Source organism: Cognatiyoonia sp. IB215182, assembly GCF_033963905.1.
Taxonomy (GTDB): Bacteria; Pseudomonadota; Alphaproteobacteria; order Rhodobacterales; family Rhodobacteraceae; genus Yoonia.
On sequence record NZ_JAXBMB010000007.1, the window covers coordinates 318,675 to 335,662 of the forward strand.

Annotated in this window: 16 protein-coding genes; 9 read left to right on the top strand and 7 right to left on the bottom strand. The window is 52.0% G+C overall.

What is annotated here, in order from left to right; all coding sequences use genetic code 11:
* Positions 1-128: 128 nt before the first annotated feature.
* The 4 genes from SLH47_RS16595 to SLH47_RS16610 all read left to right on the top strand — a co-directional run bounded on the left by SLH47_RS16595 (position 129) and on the right by SLH47_RS16610 (position 3,703).
* Positions 129-944, top strand: coding sequence for an alpha/beta hydrolase (locus tag SLH47_RS16595; RefSeq protein ID WP_320240992.1), 816 nt, complete (start codon positions 129-131; stop codon positions 942-944).
* A 160-nt stretch (positions 945-1,104) separates the two neighbouring features.
* Entirely contained in the window at positions 1,105-2,094 is a 990-nt protein-coding gene (locus SLH47_RS16600) for a hypothetical protein (RefSeq protein WP_320240882.1), read from the top strand.
* Positions 2,095-2,103: 9 nt separating this feature from the next.
* Positions 2,104-3,162 carry a hypothetical protein gene (locus SLH47_RS16605; protein WP_320240884.1) on the top strand — a complete coding sequence of 353 codons (1,059 nt, stop codon included), beginning with the start codon at positions 2,104-2,106 and terminating at the stop codon, positions 3,160-3,162.
* Positions 3,149-3,703, top strand: a complete 555-nt coding sequence (locus tag SLH47_RS16610; protein WP_320240886.1) for a hypothetical protein — start codon at positions 3,149-3,151, stop codon at positions 3,701-3,703. The genes SLH47_RS16605 and SLH47_RS16610 overlap by 14 nt, the downstream gene beginning before the upstream one ends.
* Positions 3,704-4,122: 419 nt before the next feature.
* On the opposite strand, the gene SLH47_RS16615 is transcribed toward SLH47_RS16610, so the two are convergent.
* The 4 genes from SLH47_RS16615 to SLH47_RS16630 form a co-directional block, all read right to left on the bottom strand.
* A complete protein-coding gene (locus SLH47_RS16615; protein WP_320240888.1) occupies positions 4,123-5,700 on the bottom strand; it encodes a pentapeptide repeat-containing protein in 1,578 nt (525 codons plus the stop codon).
* 1,531 nt (positions 5,701-7,231) lie between these two features.
* Positions 7,232-8,491, bottom strand: coding sequence for a hypothetical protein (locus tag SLH47_RS16620; RefSeq protein ID WP_320240890.1), 1,260 nt, complete (start codon positions 8,489-8,491; stop codon positions 7,232-7,234).
* Positions 8,492-8,609: 118 nt separating this feature from the next.
* Complete coding sequence (locus SLH47_RS16625; RefSeq protein WP_320240892.1) at positions 8,610-9,680, bottom strand: ImmA/IrrE family metallo-endopeptidase; 1,071 nt, start codon at positions 9,678-9,680, stop codon at positions 8,610-8,612.
* Positions 9,680-10,300: a hypothetical protein gene (locus SLH47_RS16630; protein WP_320240894.1), complete on the bottom strand. Its 621-nt coding sequence runs from the start codon at positions 10,298-10,300 to the stop codon at positions 9,680-9,682. The genes SLH47_RS16625 and SLH47_RS16630 overlap by 1 nt, the downstream gene beginning before the upstream one ends.
* 338 nt (positions 10,301-10,638) lie before the next feature.
* Between SLH47_RS16630 and SLH47_RS16635 the strand changes: the two genes are divergently transcribed.
* The 5 genes from SLH47_RS16635 (at position 10,639) to SLH47_RS16655 (ending at position 13,173) form a co-directional block, all read left to right on the top strand.
* Positions 10,639-10,905, top strand: a complete 267-nt coding sequence (locus SLH47_RS16635) for a hypothetical protein (RefSeq protein ID WP_320240895.1) — start codon at positions 10,639-10,641, stop codon at positions 10,903-10,905.
* 389 nt (positions 10,906-11,294) lie between these two features.
* Complete coding sequence (locus SLH47_RS16640) at positions 11,295-11,957, top strand: DNA methyltransferase (RefSeq protein WP_320240897.1); 663 nt, start codon at positions 11,295-11,297, stop codon at positions 11,955-11,957.
* Positions 11,954-12,568 carry a hypothetical protein gene (locus SLH47_RS16645; RefSeq protein WP_320240899.1) on the top strand — a complete coding sequence of 205 codons (615 nt, stop codon included), beginning with the start codon at positions 11,954-11,956 and terminating at the stop codon, positions 12,566-12,568. Before SLH47_RS16640 ends, SLH47_RS16645 begins: the two co-directional genes overlap by 4 nt.
* A 117-nt stretch (positions 12,569-12,685) precedes the next feature.
* Positions 12,686-12,937, top strand: a complete 252-nt coding sequence (locus SLH47_RS16650; protein ID WP_320240901.1) for a type II toxin-antitoxin system ParD family antitoxin — start codon at positions 12,686-12,688, stop codon at positions 12,935-12,937.
* Complete coding sequence (locus tag SLH47_RS16655; RefSeq protein ID WP_320240903.1) at positions 12,934-13,173, top strand: type II toxin-antitoxin system RelE/ParE family toxin; 240 nt, start codon at positions 12,934-12,936, stop codon at positions 13,171-13,173. The genes SLH47_RS16650 and SLH47_RS16655 overlap by 4 nt, the downstream gene beginning before the upstream one ends.
* 257 nt (positions 13,174-13,430) lie before the next feature.
* On the opposite strand, the gene SLH47_RS16660 is transcribed toward SLH47_RS16655, so the two are convergent.
* The 3 genes from SLH47_RS16660 to SLH47_RS16670 are packed head-to-tail and all read right to left on the bottom strand — an operon-like array spanning position 13,431 to position 16,749.
* A complete protein-coding gene (locus SLH47_RS16660; RefSeq protein WP_320240905.1) occupies positions 13,431-15,383 on the bottom strand; it encodes a chaperonin GroEL in 1,953 nt (650 codons plus the stop codon).
* A complete protein-coding gene (locus tag SLH47_RS16665; protein WP_320240907.1) occupies positions 15,380-15,970 on the bottom strand; it encodes a hypothetical protein in 591 nt (196 codons plus the stop codon). The genes SLH47_RS16660 and SLH47_RS16665 overlap by 4 nt, the downstream gene beginning before the upstream one ends.
* The gene (locus SLH47_RS16670) at positions 15,970-16,749 is read right to left on the bottom strand and encodes a hypothetical protein (RefSeq protein ID WP_320240909.1); all 780 of its coding nucleotides are present in this window, start codon (positions 16,747-16,749) and stop codon (positions 15,970-15,972) included. The genes SLH47_RS16665 and SLH47_RS16670 overlap by 1 nt, the downstream gene beginning before the upstream one ends.
* Positions 16,750-16,988: the final 239 nt, after the last annotated feature.

A 16,988-nucleotide genomic window follows, 5' to 3' on the forward strand; every position in this document is an offset into this window, starting at 1 on the left:
TCGCCGCCTCCTTCGGTAATTCGGTCAGGTAGACTATGGCACTCTTCAGTAGTCGCGCATGGCGTGAACGTGAACAAAGTCTCAAGATGATGACGGGCGCTGCACGCAGTACCCGACTTGGCAAGCTCATGAAGCTTCGCCACGGTCAGACCCACTATCAATTAGACGCCGACACGAATAAACCCTTGCTGATATGTATTCATGGTTGGTCAACCTCAAGCTATGTGTGGGAGCCATTGCGACCTTTCCTTCGCAAACAAGGATACCGCCTATTGACCTACGACCTCTACGGGAGAGGTTTTTCGGATCGTCCGCGCGTGTCGCATACCGCTGAACTTTATACATGCCAACTAACGCAGCTTCTCAACCGTTTGGACCTTGCTGACAAGAAGCTGAACGTTCTGGGCTATTCAATGGGGGGAGCAATTGCTGCGCGCTTCGTTAGCCAGCGATTAGCAAGCGTAGATCGGCTTCTACTGCTCGCACCCGCTGGTATGGTGGTTAGACTTCCGATTTCGCGCTTCATCGCGAGGGCTGTGCCAAAAACAAACGACCCACACATTCTAAACAGCATACCACGCTTTCTGCCCAAACAGTTTGATTCAGAGGCGGAAGGTTTCAAAAATGTACTTGAGGTCGCGCAAATTCTTCGCATGCAGAAGCGCGAACTGCTGTACCAGGGATATGTACCAGCCCTGCTGTCATCCCTGAAGGGTATTTTGGCCACTAGCATGCAGATGGAGCACCTTAAGATCGCTAGTTCAAACGTGAAGGTTCGCGCGATATTTGGAACGAATGACAGAACGATTCCGTCACCCTGGGCCAGGAAAAGATTTGATCAATGGCACCCTAGCGGAGTCAGCGATGACATCATCGGTGCTGGGCACGGTCTGACGTATACGCATGCTGACCATATCGAGGCTAAAGTAGGAGAATTTCTATAGCTTTTCGGCGAAAGAATTCGGGTTTCTCACCCAGTCCCGGCGGCATCTCTGACGAGTGAGAGTGATACAATTCAGGCAGCGGCCATCACATTAAACCGCGAGCCTCCCAAATCGGAATTGATCGGTACTATGTAGAGGTAATTTTTAGGGGAAATTTCTTATGACCAATGCAGTACTTCGAAAATTGTTCTTTGGCATTGCGGTCGCCTTTTGCGCGACAGCTGCAGTCGCCCAAGGTCTCAACACCCTCTTGACCAGAAATGTTGGGCAGCATTCGGGCAGTTTTCATCCGTCGGGCGCTTCCGTCTTCAACGCTTTGGTTGCTCCAAATATCGGTGGTGTAGTCGCTCAGGGCGTCGCCCGAAACACAGGTGGCATGTCTGACATCTTGCTCAGCCTACCAGACCCCGCAAGCTACACGGGACAGATTTCCGTCACAATAGGAGGCATGACAGGCAGTTTGGAAGTTACATATGACGAACTGGTACGGGCTGCTCTATTCATAGATGGCGGCCGGACGTCTCTCTACACTTACTGGGACGAAGACGACGGAGTTCTGCCAGACGGCTTCGCACGCGATGCCGGTTTTCTTGCGGCTGTGCCGGAGGAGGGTATGATTGCGGTTGAGTTCCGCACAGCGGAATATAGTAGAAACCTCTATCTACTCGACCTCGAATTGGAATCGTGCATTGTTCCCACGGAGGCTCAATCCGTTTTGGAGAAGTTGAACGAAGCGCTCGCAGCCGAGGCCAATGACCCGGAGTTTGTTTTCGAAGTATCCGATGACAGCTATATCGTTTCAGACCTAGCGCGACCATTTCAGCTCACCATATCCAATGGCCGCGTTTCTTTAGATGGTGCTTTACATCGCTACTATTGGAGTGCTTTGCCTGGAACAGTGGCAACTGTTTTTGATATTGAGCTTTACGATCCGGTTGCTTGCGACGCGGACGATCTGACTGTGCTGAATGAGATGACCGATCTGTTCGGAACACTTGCGCTTCTGCGATCAGCCCGGGCGCATGACGAGGAGGCGTTCGTCGCATTTTTGACATCGCTTTCTGCGGAAGCGCTCGTTGTAGCCAATCCTGAACCCTGGCAGGATTATACGGCCTCGGTGGGTGAACTCTACCCAGAGCTGGAACGCTGAGGACGGCGAATGCTTTTATATCAGAGCTTTCCGCGCCGTTCTCTTAACGCGCAGCCGGACGACGCACTGCACGCTGCGCTGTTTCAATTGGGCTTTGTCGCGGGCTATGGTCTTCTTCTAACGCCAGAACCTTTAGTCATCCCGGCCAATCCACGGGCGACTGCGAATGTGGGCGCGGCGGAAACAAGCTTCACGCAGTGCCGTGCTTGTTTCACGCTCATCGAGCGAGAAGAGCTATGGGCGCCTGGTTCCGCCAAGACAGGTCGGTCAGCAGGGAAATCTCATGCAGAATTGTTTGGAGCCTTCGCTATTGGGCTTGACCCAGTCGACGCGCGGCTCTTTGGTCTGACGCCTGTAAGCTACTACTATTCTGGCGTTGAGGATGCGAACCGGACGTATGAGATGCTGTTCCGGCTCCGCGAGTTCCACGAACTGTTCACGATCCTCGCAGTGCTAGAAGCGCGAGTTGGTGTGCCAGACGCGGTAGATATTAACACACTGCACGATCGTGGCCTTTTGCCGTCGCATGGGGCCGACGCGATTAGCCGGATTACGCAAGCTGATCCAAGCCTATTGCAAGCTTTCGTCGATTTGGTCAGAACAGATCGACCGGCGGCATGGCGGATGGCCGACAATCTAGAGATGCTGATGGATGCGATGCAGACAGCGGACTCGGCGACTTCGGTGGGAAGCCTTGCTTATTATGAGCAACGCGAATGGCGGATCACTCGTGGATATGGGGCTCATTTGAACGTGGTGCCATTAGGACCAGCGCGTAAGGGGGATCCTGCGATCCCTTCTGAGACAGAAGCGGATCGGCTAGACTTAAGGCGCGCACTGCATGGATCGGATCAGAGTTACTTCAAAGAAGCGATCCTGGACGACTGCGTCGTACTGGTCGGCCCCCGAGGTGGCCACTTCTTTGAGTACGTAAAGGAGGTGGTAACACCAAGTGGAGCTGCGGCTTACCGTGTCGGCGCGTGGCTCGATGAGGTGTTTCCAGGCGCTTTCAGAGAGGCATCTTGCAACGGTGGCCGCAACAAGGTGTTCGTCCGTGCAGTTGTCTGAGGAAACGATCACATTGCTAGGGCTAGCCGGGGATCTAGCTTTACCCATCATTCTCTTGTTCCTTGGCTGGGGCTACACGGCGCATAGCGCGCGGGTGGAGGATCGGCGGGCGCGGAGCCGCATTGCCGCCGAATGGCGGTTAGAGGTATTTCGAGACCTCTCCATGGAGTTAAACGAGCTGAGGCAGTTTTACACCTACGTGGGTGAATGGAGGTCGATGGCGCCCGATGCGGTCATCGCAACGAAACGGCGCTTGGACCGCTTGATTCGTGGAAACAGTTTTTTGTGGTCGGAAGAAACTTTGGCTGCCTACGACGGCTTCGCGTTAGTCGCCTTCGTTGAAGGGCGTGGTCGGGGCACTGTTATGCAGCTGAAAGCCAACGTGGAGATGCACGCGGAAAGGTCAGACTGGACAGAGGACTGGCGGGATCGCTTCGTACCGTCCGCCGACCGGGTGAGTCGAGGCGAGTTCCTTGAGGCGCATGACTCATTCTTAGGTAGAGTTGTAACTGATCTTGGATTGTTGCCCAAGCATCGCTGAATGATCGGCCTGAAGGGCCCATGCATCTGGCAGAAGGCGTTCAAACTCGCGGATTGATATGTCCTCTAACTGATGGCTTCTAGAACGCGTTGGCAACTTTGTAGTCCCCTCAAGTTGTCGAAAGCGAAACATATTCGAGAATTACCATCAACGAAAACAGATCTAAAATCTGGCCGCGGGCACAGCCACTTTCTCAGTTACGGCCCATTCCTGCCGTCCAACTGACTTGCTTAGAGATGCGGCGCGGCTCGTCATAGCCGACGCTCATAGCGGTGGGATAATCGCTAAGGAAGTCAATTCACGGGATGTGAACAAGACTATCCCCAAATGAGGAAAAAAATCGGCGGCTCACGCATTTTTCAGAGGCGGAATTGGCGAACAATCGGCCCGACTGCTTGCTCTCAGGTCGAGGTCCAATTTCATGGCGATTCCCGTAAGAAGCTACTATAGCTTTGAAAATCACGTTCACCTATTGGCCAAACACCAATCACATCCCGACAATGCGGAATTTCAACAATGCCTGGTGGCAGCTTTGTGTTTTCATCGCCACAGGATGCCATTATTTGACTTTTTGACAGCCGCGCGCCACTTAAATCTGCACCGGCGAAAATCACTGGAATTCGGCGTTGTGTTCCCTCAATCGAAACACTTAAATTGCTAAAACGCGTGTTGTTGAACGTACTTTGTGGCTGGCCTAAGACCGCACTCTCAGTCAAAGAGTTGGTTGATACAAACACAGCATTTGTGAAATCCGTGCCAGCCAATTCAGCACCATCAAAGATTGCTGCCATAATTTGCGAACTAGCAAACCGAGCACCTACAAGACGTGCACGTTCGAAGTTGGCGCCTTCCACCGTTGCTTCGCGGAAGTTGGCAACGGTCGCATCCGCTTCGTAAAACTGTGTTTGTCTCAGTAGGGCGCCATTAAACGTCGAACCAGATAGTTTTGCGAACTCAAGTGAAGTGCCTACCAAGACTGCATGGTCAAATCGAGAATTTGCAAGGTTGGTACGAACAGCAAAGGAACCAGTTAGATTGGCATAACGCAGGTCCTGTGACTGTAAGAATGGCGCCTGCACTTGCACAACAAGGCCTCGCCATTCGGCTTCTACCCGTGATCGTAGCTGCGCCATCGCCAGCCTAGCTTGCTCGGAACGCGGGGAGGGAAGTGGGTCTTGCTCGGATGAGCGCAAAGCACCTATCCTGCGAAACTGGAGTCGATATCCCGCGTCGCGCCTATCAAGCGAGAACCACGCAGATGGGCGTGGCGCTAGCTCCGCTTGTTCGAGATCCAACTTGAACAACTTTCCAGGAGGCAGATCAGATCTCAAAACTATAACGGATAAACCAAACACAATGAGTGAAAACAAAGCAGCAGTTGGAAGTAGTTTGTTATTGATGCGATGCCGCCAGAGAATTGATAACTCACCGTCCGAAAGCGTCAAAACTGTTGCTCGAAAGCTGATGATACTCACAAGAATTGCGAGTAAGATGCTGCTAGACTGGAGGACGGTCAAAGTATCCATTCGAAAAGCTATACTCCGGAGCCAGATGAATAGCAGCGTGAAAGGAACCAATCCCCAACCAAGAAAAAATGCAACGAATACAGAAGTGAGTTCTCCCCTTCGCATAAGGGGAGGATCAGAAGGCTTTAGAACATTTACTATATCGACTGTTGACCATGCGTATATCGCATCACGCGAAGTGTCGGCGTCTGCATCTTTGTTGGCCGACGAAATGATCCACCAAAGACGCTGAAGATAGAGATGGAAGAAGCAGTGTAGCCCCAATAGAAGCAAAGGTGTCAACAAAAGGAATGCACGTAGCCTAACTTCTGCTCCAACAACGGGTAGTTTGAATGAAGAACTATCAAGTATGACCTGAGAGTCGACAATGGTACCCAAAGTCAGGAGCGCATATGCACAAACTAGCATCAATGCCAACCAATAACTTCGAGCGTTCTTTTGGATGTCTTCGATGCTATTGACAATTGCCATAGATAAAAATTTCTTTCTATTAATAAGACGTCAGTTTTAGAATTCGATCTGTCCATACTGAACTTTAGAACTTTCTCTAAGTCAATCAAACTCTGCCCATTCCTGCCGTTGGCCAATGGGTCAAGATGCTGCGGCGCGGCCCGTCAGAGCCGCCATTCGCTGCGACTGCAAAATCTCAACGTAAGCGAATACCCGTTTTTCAACAGATCAAGTTGTCCAACGTGCCATCTGGTGGAACGCTATCGTCTACTTTGTGGCCATCAACGCCATTGACATTTGTGGCAATACATTTTTCCAAGGCTTCTACGTTGCCTGCCTCCACGAGGCACAGTTGGAGCGCACGCCCAGTCGCTATCGCCCTGTGGCTATAACCGGCCAGTAAGAGGTTAGGACCGTCTGGATCATACGGTGTGTTCGAGGCGATGCCGTAATTCTCGTACTCATCCTCGGCAATTGGATCATACGCCCAACTCTGGCTCGCGTATAGCGCGCCCAGAGAAACGCAAGACGCTACCCTTGATTGGATTCGCGACTCAAACAATGCATCTCGAGTTTGATTGGATTGGTGAACCGCAACACCTATAGACACAACCACGGCGACAGCTGCTACTATCAGGCTTCCCACTTCAACTCTAGAAACCGCCAAGGCCATGCCTCCTTCCAAGTGACTCGAAGCCTAGCGCTGGTCAGAGGAACCGACAACGGCCCATACCAGTCTTTCGCCTCACGTTCTCATGCGGCAGCGCAGCTTCAGCATAGCGGACATTCCCAGTTAATCTCGCGTACGTTAAATGGGTTCTCGGCTACTCACTGCAGGAAAATCACAGCTTATGATTGATTTACGAGAGATTGGCGAAGATTGCGTCTGGCCTGACGACTTGAAACCTGAGGGTTATGGCGACTTCAACGTTTAGGATTTCCGAAATTGGTGGGAACGAAATCGCGAGAAACTCAAGCACCTGCCGGAACGTCTCGCTGAACAATGGATACATCGGCATTGGTGCGATTCCGTAGCCTCGTTCATCCCAATCGAAGAACTGATATGTCGCGAAGATACTTGGCCTCCTGATGATTTCGTCACACAAGTTGGAACCGTGAGAGGCAAAGAGGCCCTGGACCCAGAGCATGATTTCGAGGTGTTTAGCGGGCAAAAAACTGGCGAAAAACTTCTTACGGCAAAGGCGCTGGACTCAGGTCATTGGGGCTTTCCGCTGGTAGTGTTGGAAACCCCAGAAGGGTTCATCGACTGCATAGGGGACTAAATTCAAACACCTTACTTTTTGGTTGAGGGTCACAAGCGCCGCCGCTACTTGAACGCACTTCTGCATCGCGGGGTTACCTTGGCGGAGCAAAGAGTCTTCGTCCTAAGGTCGACATGCCTGCTTTGACTTGAGCGTTAAATCCATTGACCTCTCTGATCTATTTGGCGGCTCTAGAGCAACTCGACAGTGGCGAAAAACGCCTCGAGAAGGATACGGAAGCTCGCACCAACGCAAGAAACTAAAAGATCTTTAACGGTCAAAGTCGGATATTAGAGCGATCTAATGCGCGGCTCGCCACCCTGGTAGAGGTTGAAGACATATGCGTGGACTGTGACGCGGCGCCCCGCATCTTCCTCGCTTCGCATTTGCATTCGCCACTCACCGGCTTCATTGCAGGGCAGGTCACGCAGGAACAATTGGTGCGCCCTTAGGGTTTCGGGCATTGCCTCTAGAATTTTGGTGAAGTCCTTGTTCTTTGAATTGAACATGATCAGCGCTGCCTTGCTATCTCGCCACGTCAAATAGCCGAGCAACTGATCGAGAGCTGCTGTGAGGCCAGCCGGGCCGGACCATAGTTTGCACTCTCCAACAAAGGCGGCGCGGTTGTCTTGCTCAATACAAATGTCCGTCTTGCCTTTGCCTCGAAATGCTTCTCCTACGGCATCTCCTTGAAAATGACCGTTGAGCTGGGCCAGCATTATGTTGCGGAGGTCTTCTTCGCCGTGAACAGCATAGGTGCTTGGCGTGCGTTCAAAGGTACGTCCCTGATGTCGAATGAAGCGCAGAATTTGTTCGTAGGTTTCGTCAGTGATGCCGGGCTCTGGAGCTAGCCCAGTCTTCGGCGGTACGGGCAGCTTCGGTGGCTTGCGAACCTCAATTCTCACAGGGGCAATTGAAGGCGATCCCGGTTTCGCTGCGAGAGGAATGTCAAGAAGAGCTGCGATGTTGTCGTGCCGTGTCAAGCGTTCGCGCCTATGTGTAATGGCGCTTCGTATTATGTTCGGCAGGCTAGCGTTATAACCCTCGACCTGTTTCTGCGAGCGTTCAACGTACTCCCGTATCAAATTGATTTCACGATCGTAAGACGACTTGAACGAATTGGGATCGGCGTCATGCGGCTGCGAAATTGTCATTTTCAGGTGGCCACGCTGAACGATTGCTCTCGGAAAGACGGTTGACCATGGGTTTGTGCGATATCGAAAAATCCATTCATCACCTGTGAAAGGAATGGTAATATCAACTCGCGTTCCAGGAATGTGGAAAGGTTCGCCACCTCGACTGAAATACCTATTTGAATCTCCAGAAACGTCAATTTGTGTCTCGGTCTGGCTCATGGACATTGCTTCTTCGTGCAGCACCAATGGCTCCACATGAACGGATCCAGCGATGTGCTCAATTAACTCCTCGTCGCTGGAAACAAGGAATTGATCTTTGGGCACACCATCTGTTGCCCCAGAGACGTGCCCCTGGCGGGCACGCAGCTGTCCATCCAAGTCTTCTTCGAAAAACAGTAAGTTCTGATCTCGCATGAGTTCTCACTGGCATCTTTGTTTGTGTATCGGACGGCGAAGAACGTGGCACCTGCGGCTAGCGTGGAAGCCCAGAAGTGAGCATTTCCTAATGCTACGTTGCTCCACCGCGATACTTCTACTTAACCACTCGCAGGGAAGGCTTGCGAACCTCAATTGAGGCATATTTATCTGGCGATAGTCGGAAAATCAGAGCTTCAATTTCTTCCAGCGGAATCCCAAGATCTTTAGCAATGTCTTCTTTCGTCATACCCTTGGACCAAAGAGCGGCCAAGACCTTGGCGAGCACAGTCGAAACCTCTCGCTCAATCCCGTCAGGCTCGCCGCTGCGATAACCCCGCTTCCCAAGCTCAATCAGCAATGAACGGTAGTTCCATTCGCTGATGTAGCCTAGCGAGTTGAGCCGGTAAGCCAAAGCCATGGCGGATACTTTCCACCGTTTCTTTGCCGCGATGATCTGCCCCGCCGTGAACAAGTGCGCATAATCCATTACATCGCTTTCGGGCATTAGGAACGCCGATGCGAACCTGTCGGCCTGAGTCTCTGCTTCCTTATCAGTCTTCGAGTCCGCGTGATGATGCAAGACAAGGTGTCCAAGCTCATGCGCCGTGTCGAAGATGGACCGTTCCGCCGTCTTCTCTTGGTTTAGGAAAACGTAAGGATGTTCCCCGCGCCAAAAAGAGTATGCATCAACGTTCTTGGTCGCTTCCGATAGAGACAGGACGCGGATACCCTTGGACTCGATCAGCTTGAGTACATTGCCAATTGGCCGGTCTCCAAGCCCCCAATGCTGGCGCAGAAGGCGCGCCGCGACAAACGGGCGGCGGCGCTCTTTGCTCAGGTCGATAAGGTCAGCGGCGGGCAGATTGAAGCGGGAATCAATCCATTCGTAAAGCTCGATTCCCAACGATCCTGCCGCTTCCGCCGCGCGGCGTTCTTTCGCCTTCATCCGAGCCAGACTGCGGAAACTCACCGCATCGGTATCAATGCGTTCTGGTGCGTCCCTATAAAAGAAATCTAGGGGGTAGGAAAGCGCCAAAGCAAGGCGCTTTGCCGTCGTTTCATCGGGCGGATGCCCGTTTTCATACTTCGAGAGAGTGACCGCAGACACGCCTACGCGCTCTGCGAGTCCCTTCGAAGTCAGCATCCGCCTTTCGCGGGCTGTTTTGAGACGGTCTGCGTTGAACATTAGTCTTTGAACGAAACGTGGACTTCGAAATCTTCAACGGGGCCGGTATCGGTATCCGGCGCTGCCTCCCAATCGCCGTCGGGCGAGTAGATGTAGATGCGCTCGATCCAATCGACGTACTTGCCCTTCTCGATAACGGGGCAGGAAAGCTCAACGCTGCCGTCAAGACCGACCATAACATAGTATGTCCGCACACCGTCATGCACCCCGGTCAGGGGACCGGGTTCAACGCCAGCATGTTCAAAGAGAGTGGGAGACGATAGCGCAGCAGCACCGCTACCCTTTTCAGACCGGGGCAGCGGCGGCATGTCCGCGCAGCTCTTGTCAACATTTTGGAACGCAATCCGCACGCTACGATCCCGACGCATTACGGATTCGACACCACAGGCTCGGTCGGGGAGGTAGTCGGACCCGACAAGCTGTTGGCGGAGTTCGCCAACGCCGTGAATGTAGGACAACATGCCAGCCGCGTTCAGCGGCATGGAAGGGCCAGCGTCGTCAGCGTAGGCGCGGGCAGTTTGTCCGATAGCCATGATCTGGTGGCGCGTGAAGCCAAAGGCCTCAAGGCGGTGTTCTACGTCCACCAGCGTGGAGACTATCACGGTGTTGAATGTCGGCAATGCTCAGCCCCTTTAAGATTTTCCACATCATATGATGTCGCATTTCTTAAATGCAAGGGAAATCTGCACCTCCATGCGAAGTCTCCAAAGTTAACGTTCTGCGAGCTGCCGAGTTTGACGCGCATCATCGCATCATTGTCTTGATCCCACCGGCGGTGAATGGCTGCTTTCCTTCTTTCGGTTTATCGCCTTGCGGTAGCAGCGAATGCCCGCAATCCGCCCTCCATGCATAAAATACCTCGATAAATCATACGCTTGTATGCAGATCTTGCATTCTGTTCTGCAGTATGTTCTTGATATGTTCCTATTTGTTGAACTGTACTGAGTAAGGAGATTTTATGAGTGCACAAAAGAAAACAGAACGCCCGGCGGGTGAGGCAGCAGGACTGAAGCGTCCGTTTATGTTGGCCTATAGTGTCAAACCCATTGACGACGGCAAGAACGCCATCTGGAGCAAAATCGGTGCGGCCTGGGCGCATAAAGATGGCCAAGGATATGAAGTTCGGATGGACGCGCTGCCGGTAGACGGGCGGGTCGTCTTGAGAACCGTCAGGGATCGCGAAGACGGTCAGTCCGGTGAGGTTCTGGACCGCACACCGCAATAGTTTTCCAGTTTACTGCGTGGGGAGAGGGCGATCCGGTGGGGTCGCCCTTTTTCTTTGGCGCATCGGCAGTGCCGATCAGGCTCTTGTGCAAGCACCAAACCCGCAAGCGGTCTTGGCCATTCGGCATCGATCCTTCGCGCATTTTTCTGAGACGACGTTGTCGCCACTCCCTTTATTTTGACGGGGAGGCCGAGAGGCTTTGCCTCTTCTCTCCCCGCAAGAAAAACAGATCGCACAGGTTCTTGCGTTGCCGGTTCCTCCCACTAGTGGCGGGTCCCTCCCACAACGAAGAGAACCTTGCGCCGATTTTTCTTGTCCCCTCCCATCTCCACTCTCGGCGAGGGCCAAGGGTTGCAAACGCAACCCCTGATCCAAGGAAGGACAGAAAGATGAAGAGAAATCAGATTATCGCAGGTGACTCCGCCCAAGTCTTGAAGGACCTGCCCGCAGGGTCGGTGGATTTGGTTGTCACCGATCCGCCTTATCTGGTGAACTATCGTGACCGTGATGGACGCACCCTCAGAAACGATAATGACGCAACTGGCGTGATGCCCGTCTTTGTCCCGATGGCCCGTGTCATGAAGCCGGACAGCTATGCGGTTTGCTTCGCCGGGTGGTCCGCCTTGCCGCAATTCACCGCCGCTTGGGACGCAGCAGGCTTGCGGATTGTCAGCCAGATCATCTGGCAAAAGCGCTATGCCTCACGCAAGAGCTTCACAGAATACCGTCATGAAAGTGCTTTTGTGCTGGCGAAAGGCAATCCACGCAAACCAGCACATCCGCTGCCGAGCGTGATGGATTGGGTCTATTCGGGGAACAGACGGCATCCGACAGAGAAAGCCGTCGAGATTATCACCCCACTGATCCGCAGTTTCTCCATACCCGGTGATCTGGTCTGCGATCCATTCAGCGGGTCGGGGAGTACGTCTGTTGCGGCAGCGCTCTGTGGTCGCGACTATCTCGGTATCGACATTGATCCCAAACATGTTGTCACGGGGAAAGCCCGTCTGGTAGGTGTGGCCCGGTTCCAAGCCCAGCAGGTGCCGGCATGAGTAGCGAACAACTCGGCTTTGCCGACATGTTGCACAATGCAGCGCGTGACAACGCCGCCCGCGCCTTCGACAAAGAGACCACACATCTACCCGGAACATGGGCAGAAGCGCTGGACTACCACAACCAACAGATTGCCAATCATCACGCCGCCATGCTGAACAGCGATCTGGACCTCGCAATCGATATCAGGAAAGAAGCTCATCTGCTCGCCAAGAAACTGAACAACGGCAACCCCGGCATTCTGGCGGGAAATGATGCACCGGGCTGCAAGCTGGATCGGCAAGCCGCAGCGCAAGACGGGCTGATTCCGATGTGGGGCCAAAGCGGCACATTTGCGATTGAGGCGGCAGGCATGCAGGTGCGTGTCACGATGGGTGGCATGTTTGGCATTGGTGCCACCGCAATGCCGTACCTTGGCTTTGCCGCGCGCGCAGTTGATCGGACAAAACCGTTTCTGAGTGCAACGGGCTATCGCAGCTTTCTGGGATGCACGGTGCCGCCGGTGCCGGGTTTGATGGTGGACGGCTTAGTACGTCGCATCCTTAGGGCCCATGTCACACATGACTTGGGCGGGAGGCTGGTGCCCATTGATCCCGAGTGGCCCAAGTAGATGAATAAAAATCGCGCGGACAGCTCTCACGACTTGTCCGCGTTGGATTTGCACTTAATCATCAACGTATGGTACGATAAAGTAGGATAAAATAGTATAAGCCAGCAGAGCCCAATGATGAGTTTGATCAAAAAGAGCATTACCGTCACCGACAGTCAGGACGCGTTCATTCAAGGTCAAGTCGCGTCTGGTCGCTACGCGACTGACAGCGAGGTGATCCGCGAGGCTCTGCGGGAAAAAGAGCTGCGTGTGACAGAAATTGATGCTTTGCGCGCGAAACTGGTGGCCTCCGAAGCAAGCGGTCTGAGTGATCGCACCCCGACCGACATTCGTGCTGCTGCGAAGGAGCGCCTGAAAAGCTCTGTATGACGACATTGGCACTCCGCATTACCAAAGTCGCGGATCAGGACCTCGACGATCTTTACAGCGAAGGCTTCAAAACATGGGGCGAAGCGCAGGCGGACCGCTACTATGATGGCTTGCTGGAACGCTTCACGCACATTTGCGAACATCCGAAGATGTACCCTACAGTCGACCATATCCGCACTGGTTATCGGCGATCCGTCTACGAAAAACATGCGATCTACTATGTCATTGATGACTGAGCCGTCGAAATCCGTGCGATCGTCAAACATCAGGATATCATCAGTAGGCCGTGAGCGCGTTTGCGGACGTTTGTTTGATGATTCTTAAATCGCCAGTTTGCGGCCATTTACGACATTGGGTCCTTGCGCTTCGCTGGCGCAGCATTCGATCGCAGGTGCAGTGGATAATTTGCCACGCTGCAGCCAGTTTAGTGAAAGTAGCCATGGCGATGCCAGCAATAAATGGCCCCGTCTATATCCGCATTACGAAGTCCGAGTTACCGCGTTCGCGCTGTGTGCGTTGTGGTGACTTTATCCGCAATTGTTGCTTCGGCCGTAATCAAGATGCCCGCAATTGAGACTGCGTCTTCTAGCGAAGTTCGGACGACTTTTACCGGATCGATAATACCTAAGGCGAACAAATCACCATATTCCTCTGTCAAAACGTTGACCCCGTACGTGGTGTCAGCACTTTCGCGAACTTTCCCTGCTACAAGGGCGCCGTCTAAGCCAGCATTCTCGGCAATTTGGCGAAGGGGCGCTTCAATCGCCCTTTTGATCATGTTTATGCCTGCTTGCTGGTCTTGGTTTGCGCCGGTCAATCCATCCAGAACCTTGGCAGCATGTACTATCGCAACACCACCACCGACGACTACACCCTCTTCCATGGCCGCGCGGGTTGCGCTCAATGCATCATCGATGCGGTCCTTACGTTCTCTCGCTTCTGTCTCTGTCATGCCACCCACGCCTATGACTGCGACACCACCTGACAGTTTTGCCAAACGGTTTTGCAGCTGCTCCCGATCGTACTCCGATTTTGTGCTCTCAATCTGCCGTCTGATCTGTAATACGCGTTCGTCTATTCGATCTCTGTGGCCTGCTCCGTCAACGATTGTGGTTTCTTCTTTGCTGATGGAGATAGATTTGGCCGATCCTAACATATCGATTGTGACATTTTCCAAGTCAGTACCAAGTTCTTCTGAAATGACATCGCCGCCTGTCAATATAGCTAAGTCTTGAAGCATCGCTTTACGACGATCGCCAAAGCCGGGAGCTTTAACCGCGGCAATCTTAAGGCCACCGCGCAGCTTATTGACAACCAAAGTACTCAGCGCCTCGCCCTCTACATCATCGGCGACAACTAAGAGTGATTTCTGCTTCTCGATAACCGATTCGAGTAAGGTCACCATAGATCGCAACGACGACAGCTTCTGTTCGTACAAAAGCACCTTGCAGTCTTCAAGCTCTGCTATCATCTTGTCGGCGTTTGTCACGAAGTAAGGCGATAAGTATCCTCGATCAAACTGCATTCCTTCGACGACGCTGGTGTCGCTCTCTAAGCCCCCACTTACTTCGACGCTGATCACACCGTCCTTGCCAACCTTTTGTATCGCGTCAGTGACTATCCGTCCGATGTCGGCGTCACCATTCGCTGCCAAAGTAGCGACCAAAAGAATTTCATCTCGTGTAGAAACTGACCTACACAGGGCTGGTTGATTGGCTTGCTCAAATTGTTTTTCGGTCAGTGACTCTGACGCATCTAGAATAAAATCAGACAAACCGAATAATTGTTTCGTGGACAATCCTGCTGCTTTACCTTTTGCATAGAACATAGGAGGCAGCTCTATTGGCCCGCCAAGTAAAAATTCGCTGATTTCAACAGAAAACTCTTCAAAGCGCTTCAGTTTTGCGGCTTCATCCGCTGGGACTACTTCGAGCAAATTTTTCTGGCGTAGAATGCTCATTAACAACGACGCAGCATCCGCCTCATCGCAAAAATCAATCAGACGCACAGGAGAAATCTGTTCTAAGTTTGCCGCTTGGCAAGCATGACCTTGAAGAGACTTTACTATTGCCTTAGCGGCGATATCGGCACCACGTCTTAAGTCCATAGGGTTCATGCCAGCGGCAACACGACGAATACCTTCCTTGACGATCGCATAGGCAAGGACGGTAGCTGTAGTGCTACCATCGCCTACCTCTTCGTTGGTACGCGCGGCGACTTCGCGTACCATCTGAGCTCCCATGTTTTCGAATTTGTCCAAGAGTTCGATTTCTCTAGCGACCGCCGCACCATCCTTCGTGATCCGTGGTGCGCTAGAAGACTTTTCCAGTAATACGTTGCGGCCTTTTGGACCCAGAGTTACGCCAACCGCCTCAGCAAGAATGTCGATACCCCTAAGCATACGCTTTTGGGCGTCACCGTTAAATTTGATATCTTTGGTGCTCATGTGACCCCTTGACTGAAATACCCTTCTCTATCCCTGTAGTGTCTTGCAAGCTCGAACATCTTCCTTTTCAAAACGTCTTCCTCATCCACAATCTCTTCAGAAGTCATTGCGATAAGGCGCTCTGTAACCGGCCCGACGTGCAGTTTGGCAAAAGCAATTTCGCGCACAACCTCGGTGAACTGCTGTATCTCTTCATCTTCATTCTCTGCAATCATGTAGATACGCAAACCGAAAAGACGGTAAATTGCTCCAGGACACACCGCCATTCTAGCACAGAACTGTCTAAACTCCGTCAACACAACTTCCTTCAGATATTCCTGATCTCTCTTGCAGTCAAAAATGAAGCCAACCACACTGTTTAGTTCAGATGTTTCGATACTTGAATTGTGAACGGCTTCGATCTGACACGAGTATGTTTTCGAACTGTCCGATTTGCTTGTAAGAGTGGAGCCACCGAGAGCTTCATTCGCGAGCACTGCAAGGGATTTTGTGCCACCACGCCATTCAAATGGCGACCAGGTACTGGGGGTTTTTCCATCAAAAACCACTATGGTTAGCACTTTGGGAGGTTTCGGATTACCGACCATTAAACTAACTTTTCTCGGATACTCTCAAAGAGTGCGTCAGCATCAGATTTGATCTGCGCGACTGAATTGCTAAAGGTTGTGGGGGACACATCAGGCTGTGTGTAACCTCGTATCTGGTCCAATTTCTTGATTTCATCAAAGAAGCGGACTTCGAAATTTGGGTACTTGCTGTGAAAGTCCATCAGTTGAACAAAAAACGTTGAGAACTCGCTGTTTAATACATCCCTATAAGTTCGAATTTGTTCAATAGAGGGTTCATGAATTTTATTGTATTCAGCAATGGATCCGTCAATCCTATGCATTGTTTGCCCAAGCTGAAGCAACGTAGGATATGACGTTTTGAGGAACCACCCCAGAAGTACTAGTCCCAAAACAGCTCCACATCCAGAGTATACGCTTCGGAATACAAACGATCGGAAATCGGGCCAGTTAAACTCACAGGGCCAGTCTTCTTGGATAGTATAAATAGCAAGTGTGACTGAGAGCAGCGTCGTCAAAGACAAAAAAATAACGGTCGGAAATCTTGCTTCTTTAACACTCAGATAGTTCTCTTTTGATTTAGAAAAGACGATATGAAATGAAAAGAAAGACATGAACAAAATCTGAGTTGCATATGCTGGCCAAGAAAGCTCAGCCTGCAGGAACCCTTCAAATGCTGGGAATCTAGACACACCAAACAATCCAAACAAAACACCAAGGCAGATGAGAACAACCGAAGTCCCAATGTGGTCACTCAAGATTGGGACCCAAACATGCTTAATCAAGGACTGTTTTTTCATTGACATCAACATTGAGGCTCTAAATGCGCCTCACCATCGATTAGCTGCGAATTCATGTCAACGGTTCATAGTGTTAGAGGTTGTGTTAGCTCAGAATTGTTGCCACGAATTGTGCAAGTTGCGCGCGAACTTGGATAGAGCCGATCATACGCTGCCGCTCAGGGCTGAAATCGAGCAACTGTATCAATTTTCGTGCCGCGAGCGCGCGCAGCAAGAAATCACGATGACCGCCATGGGCT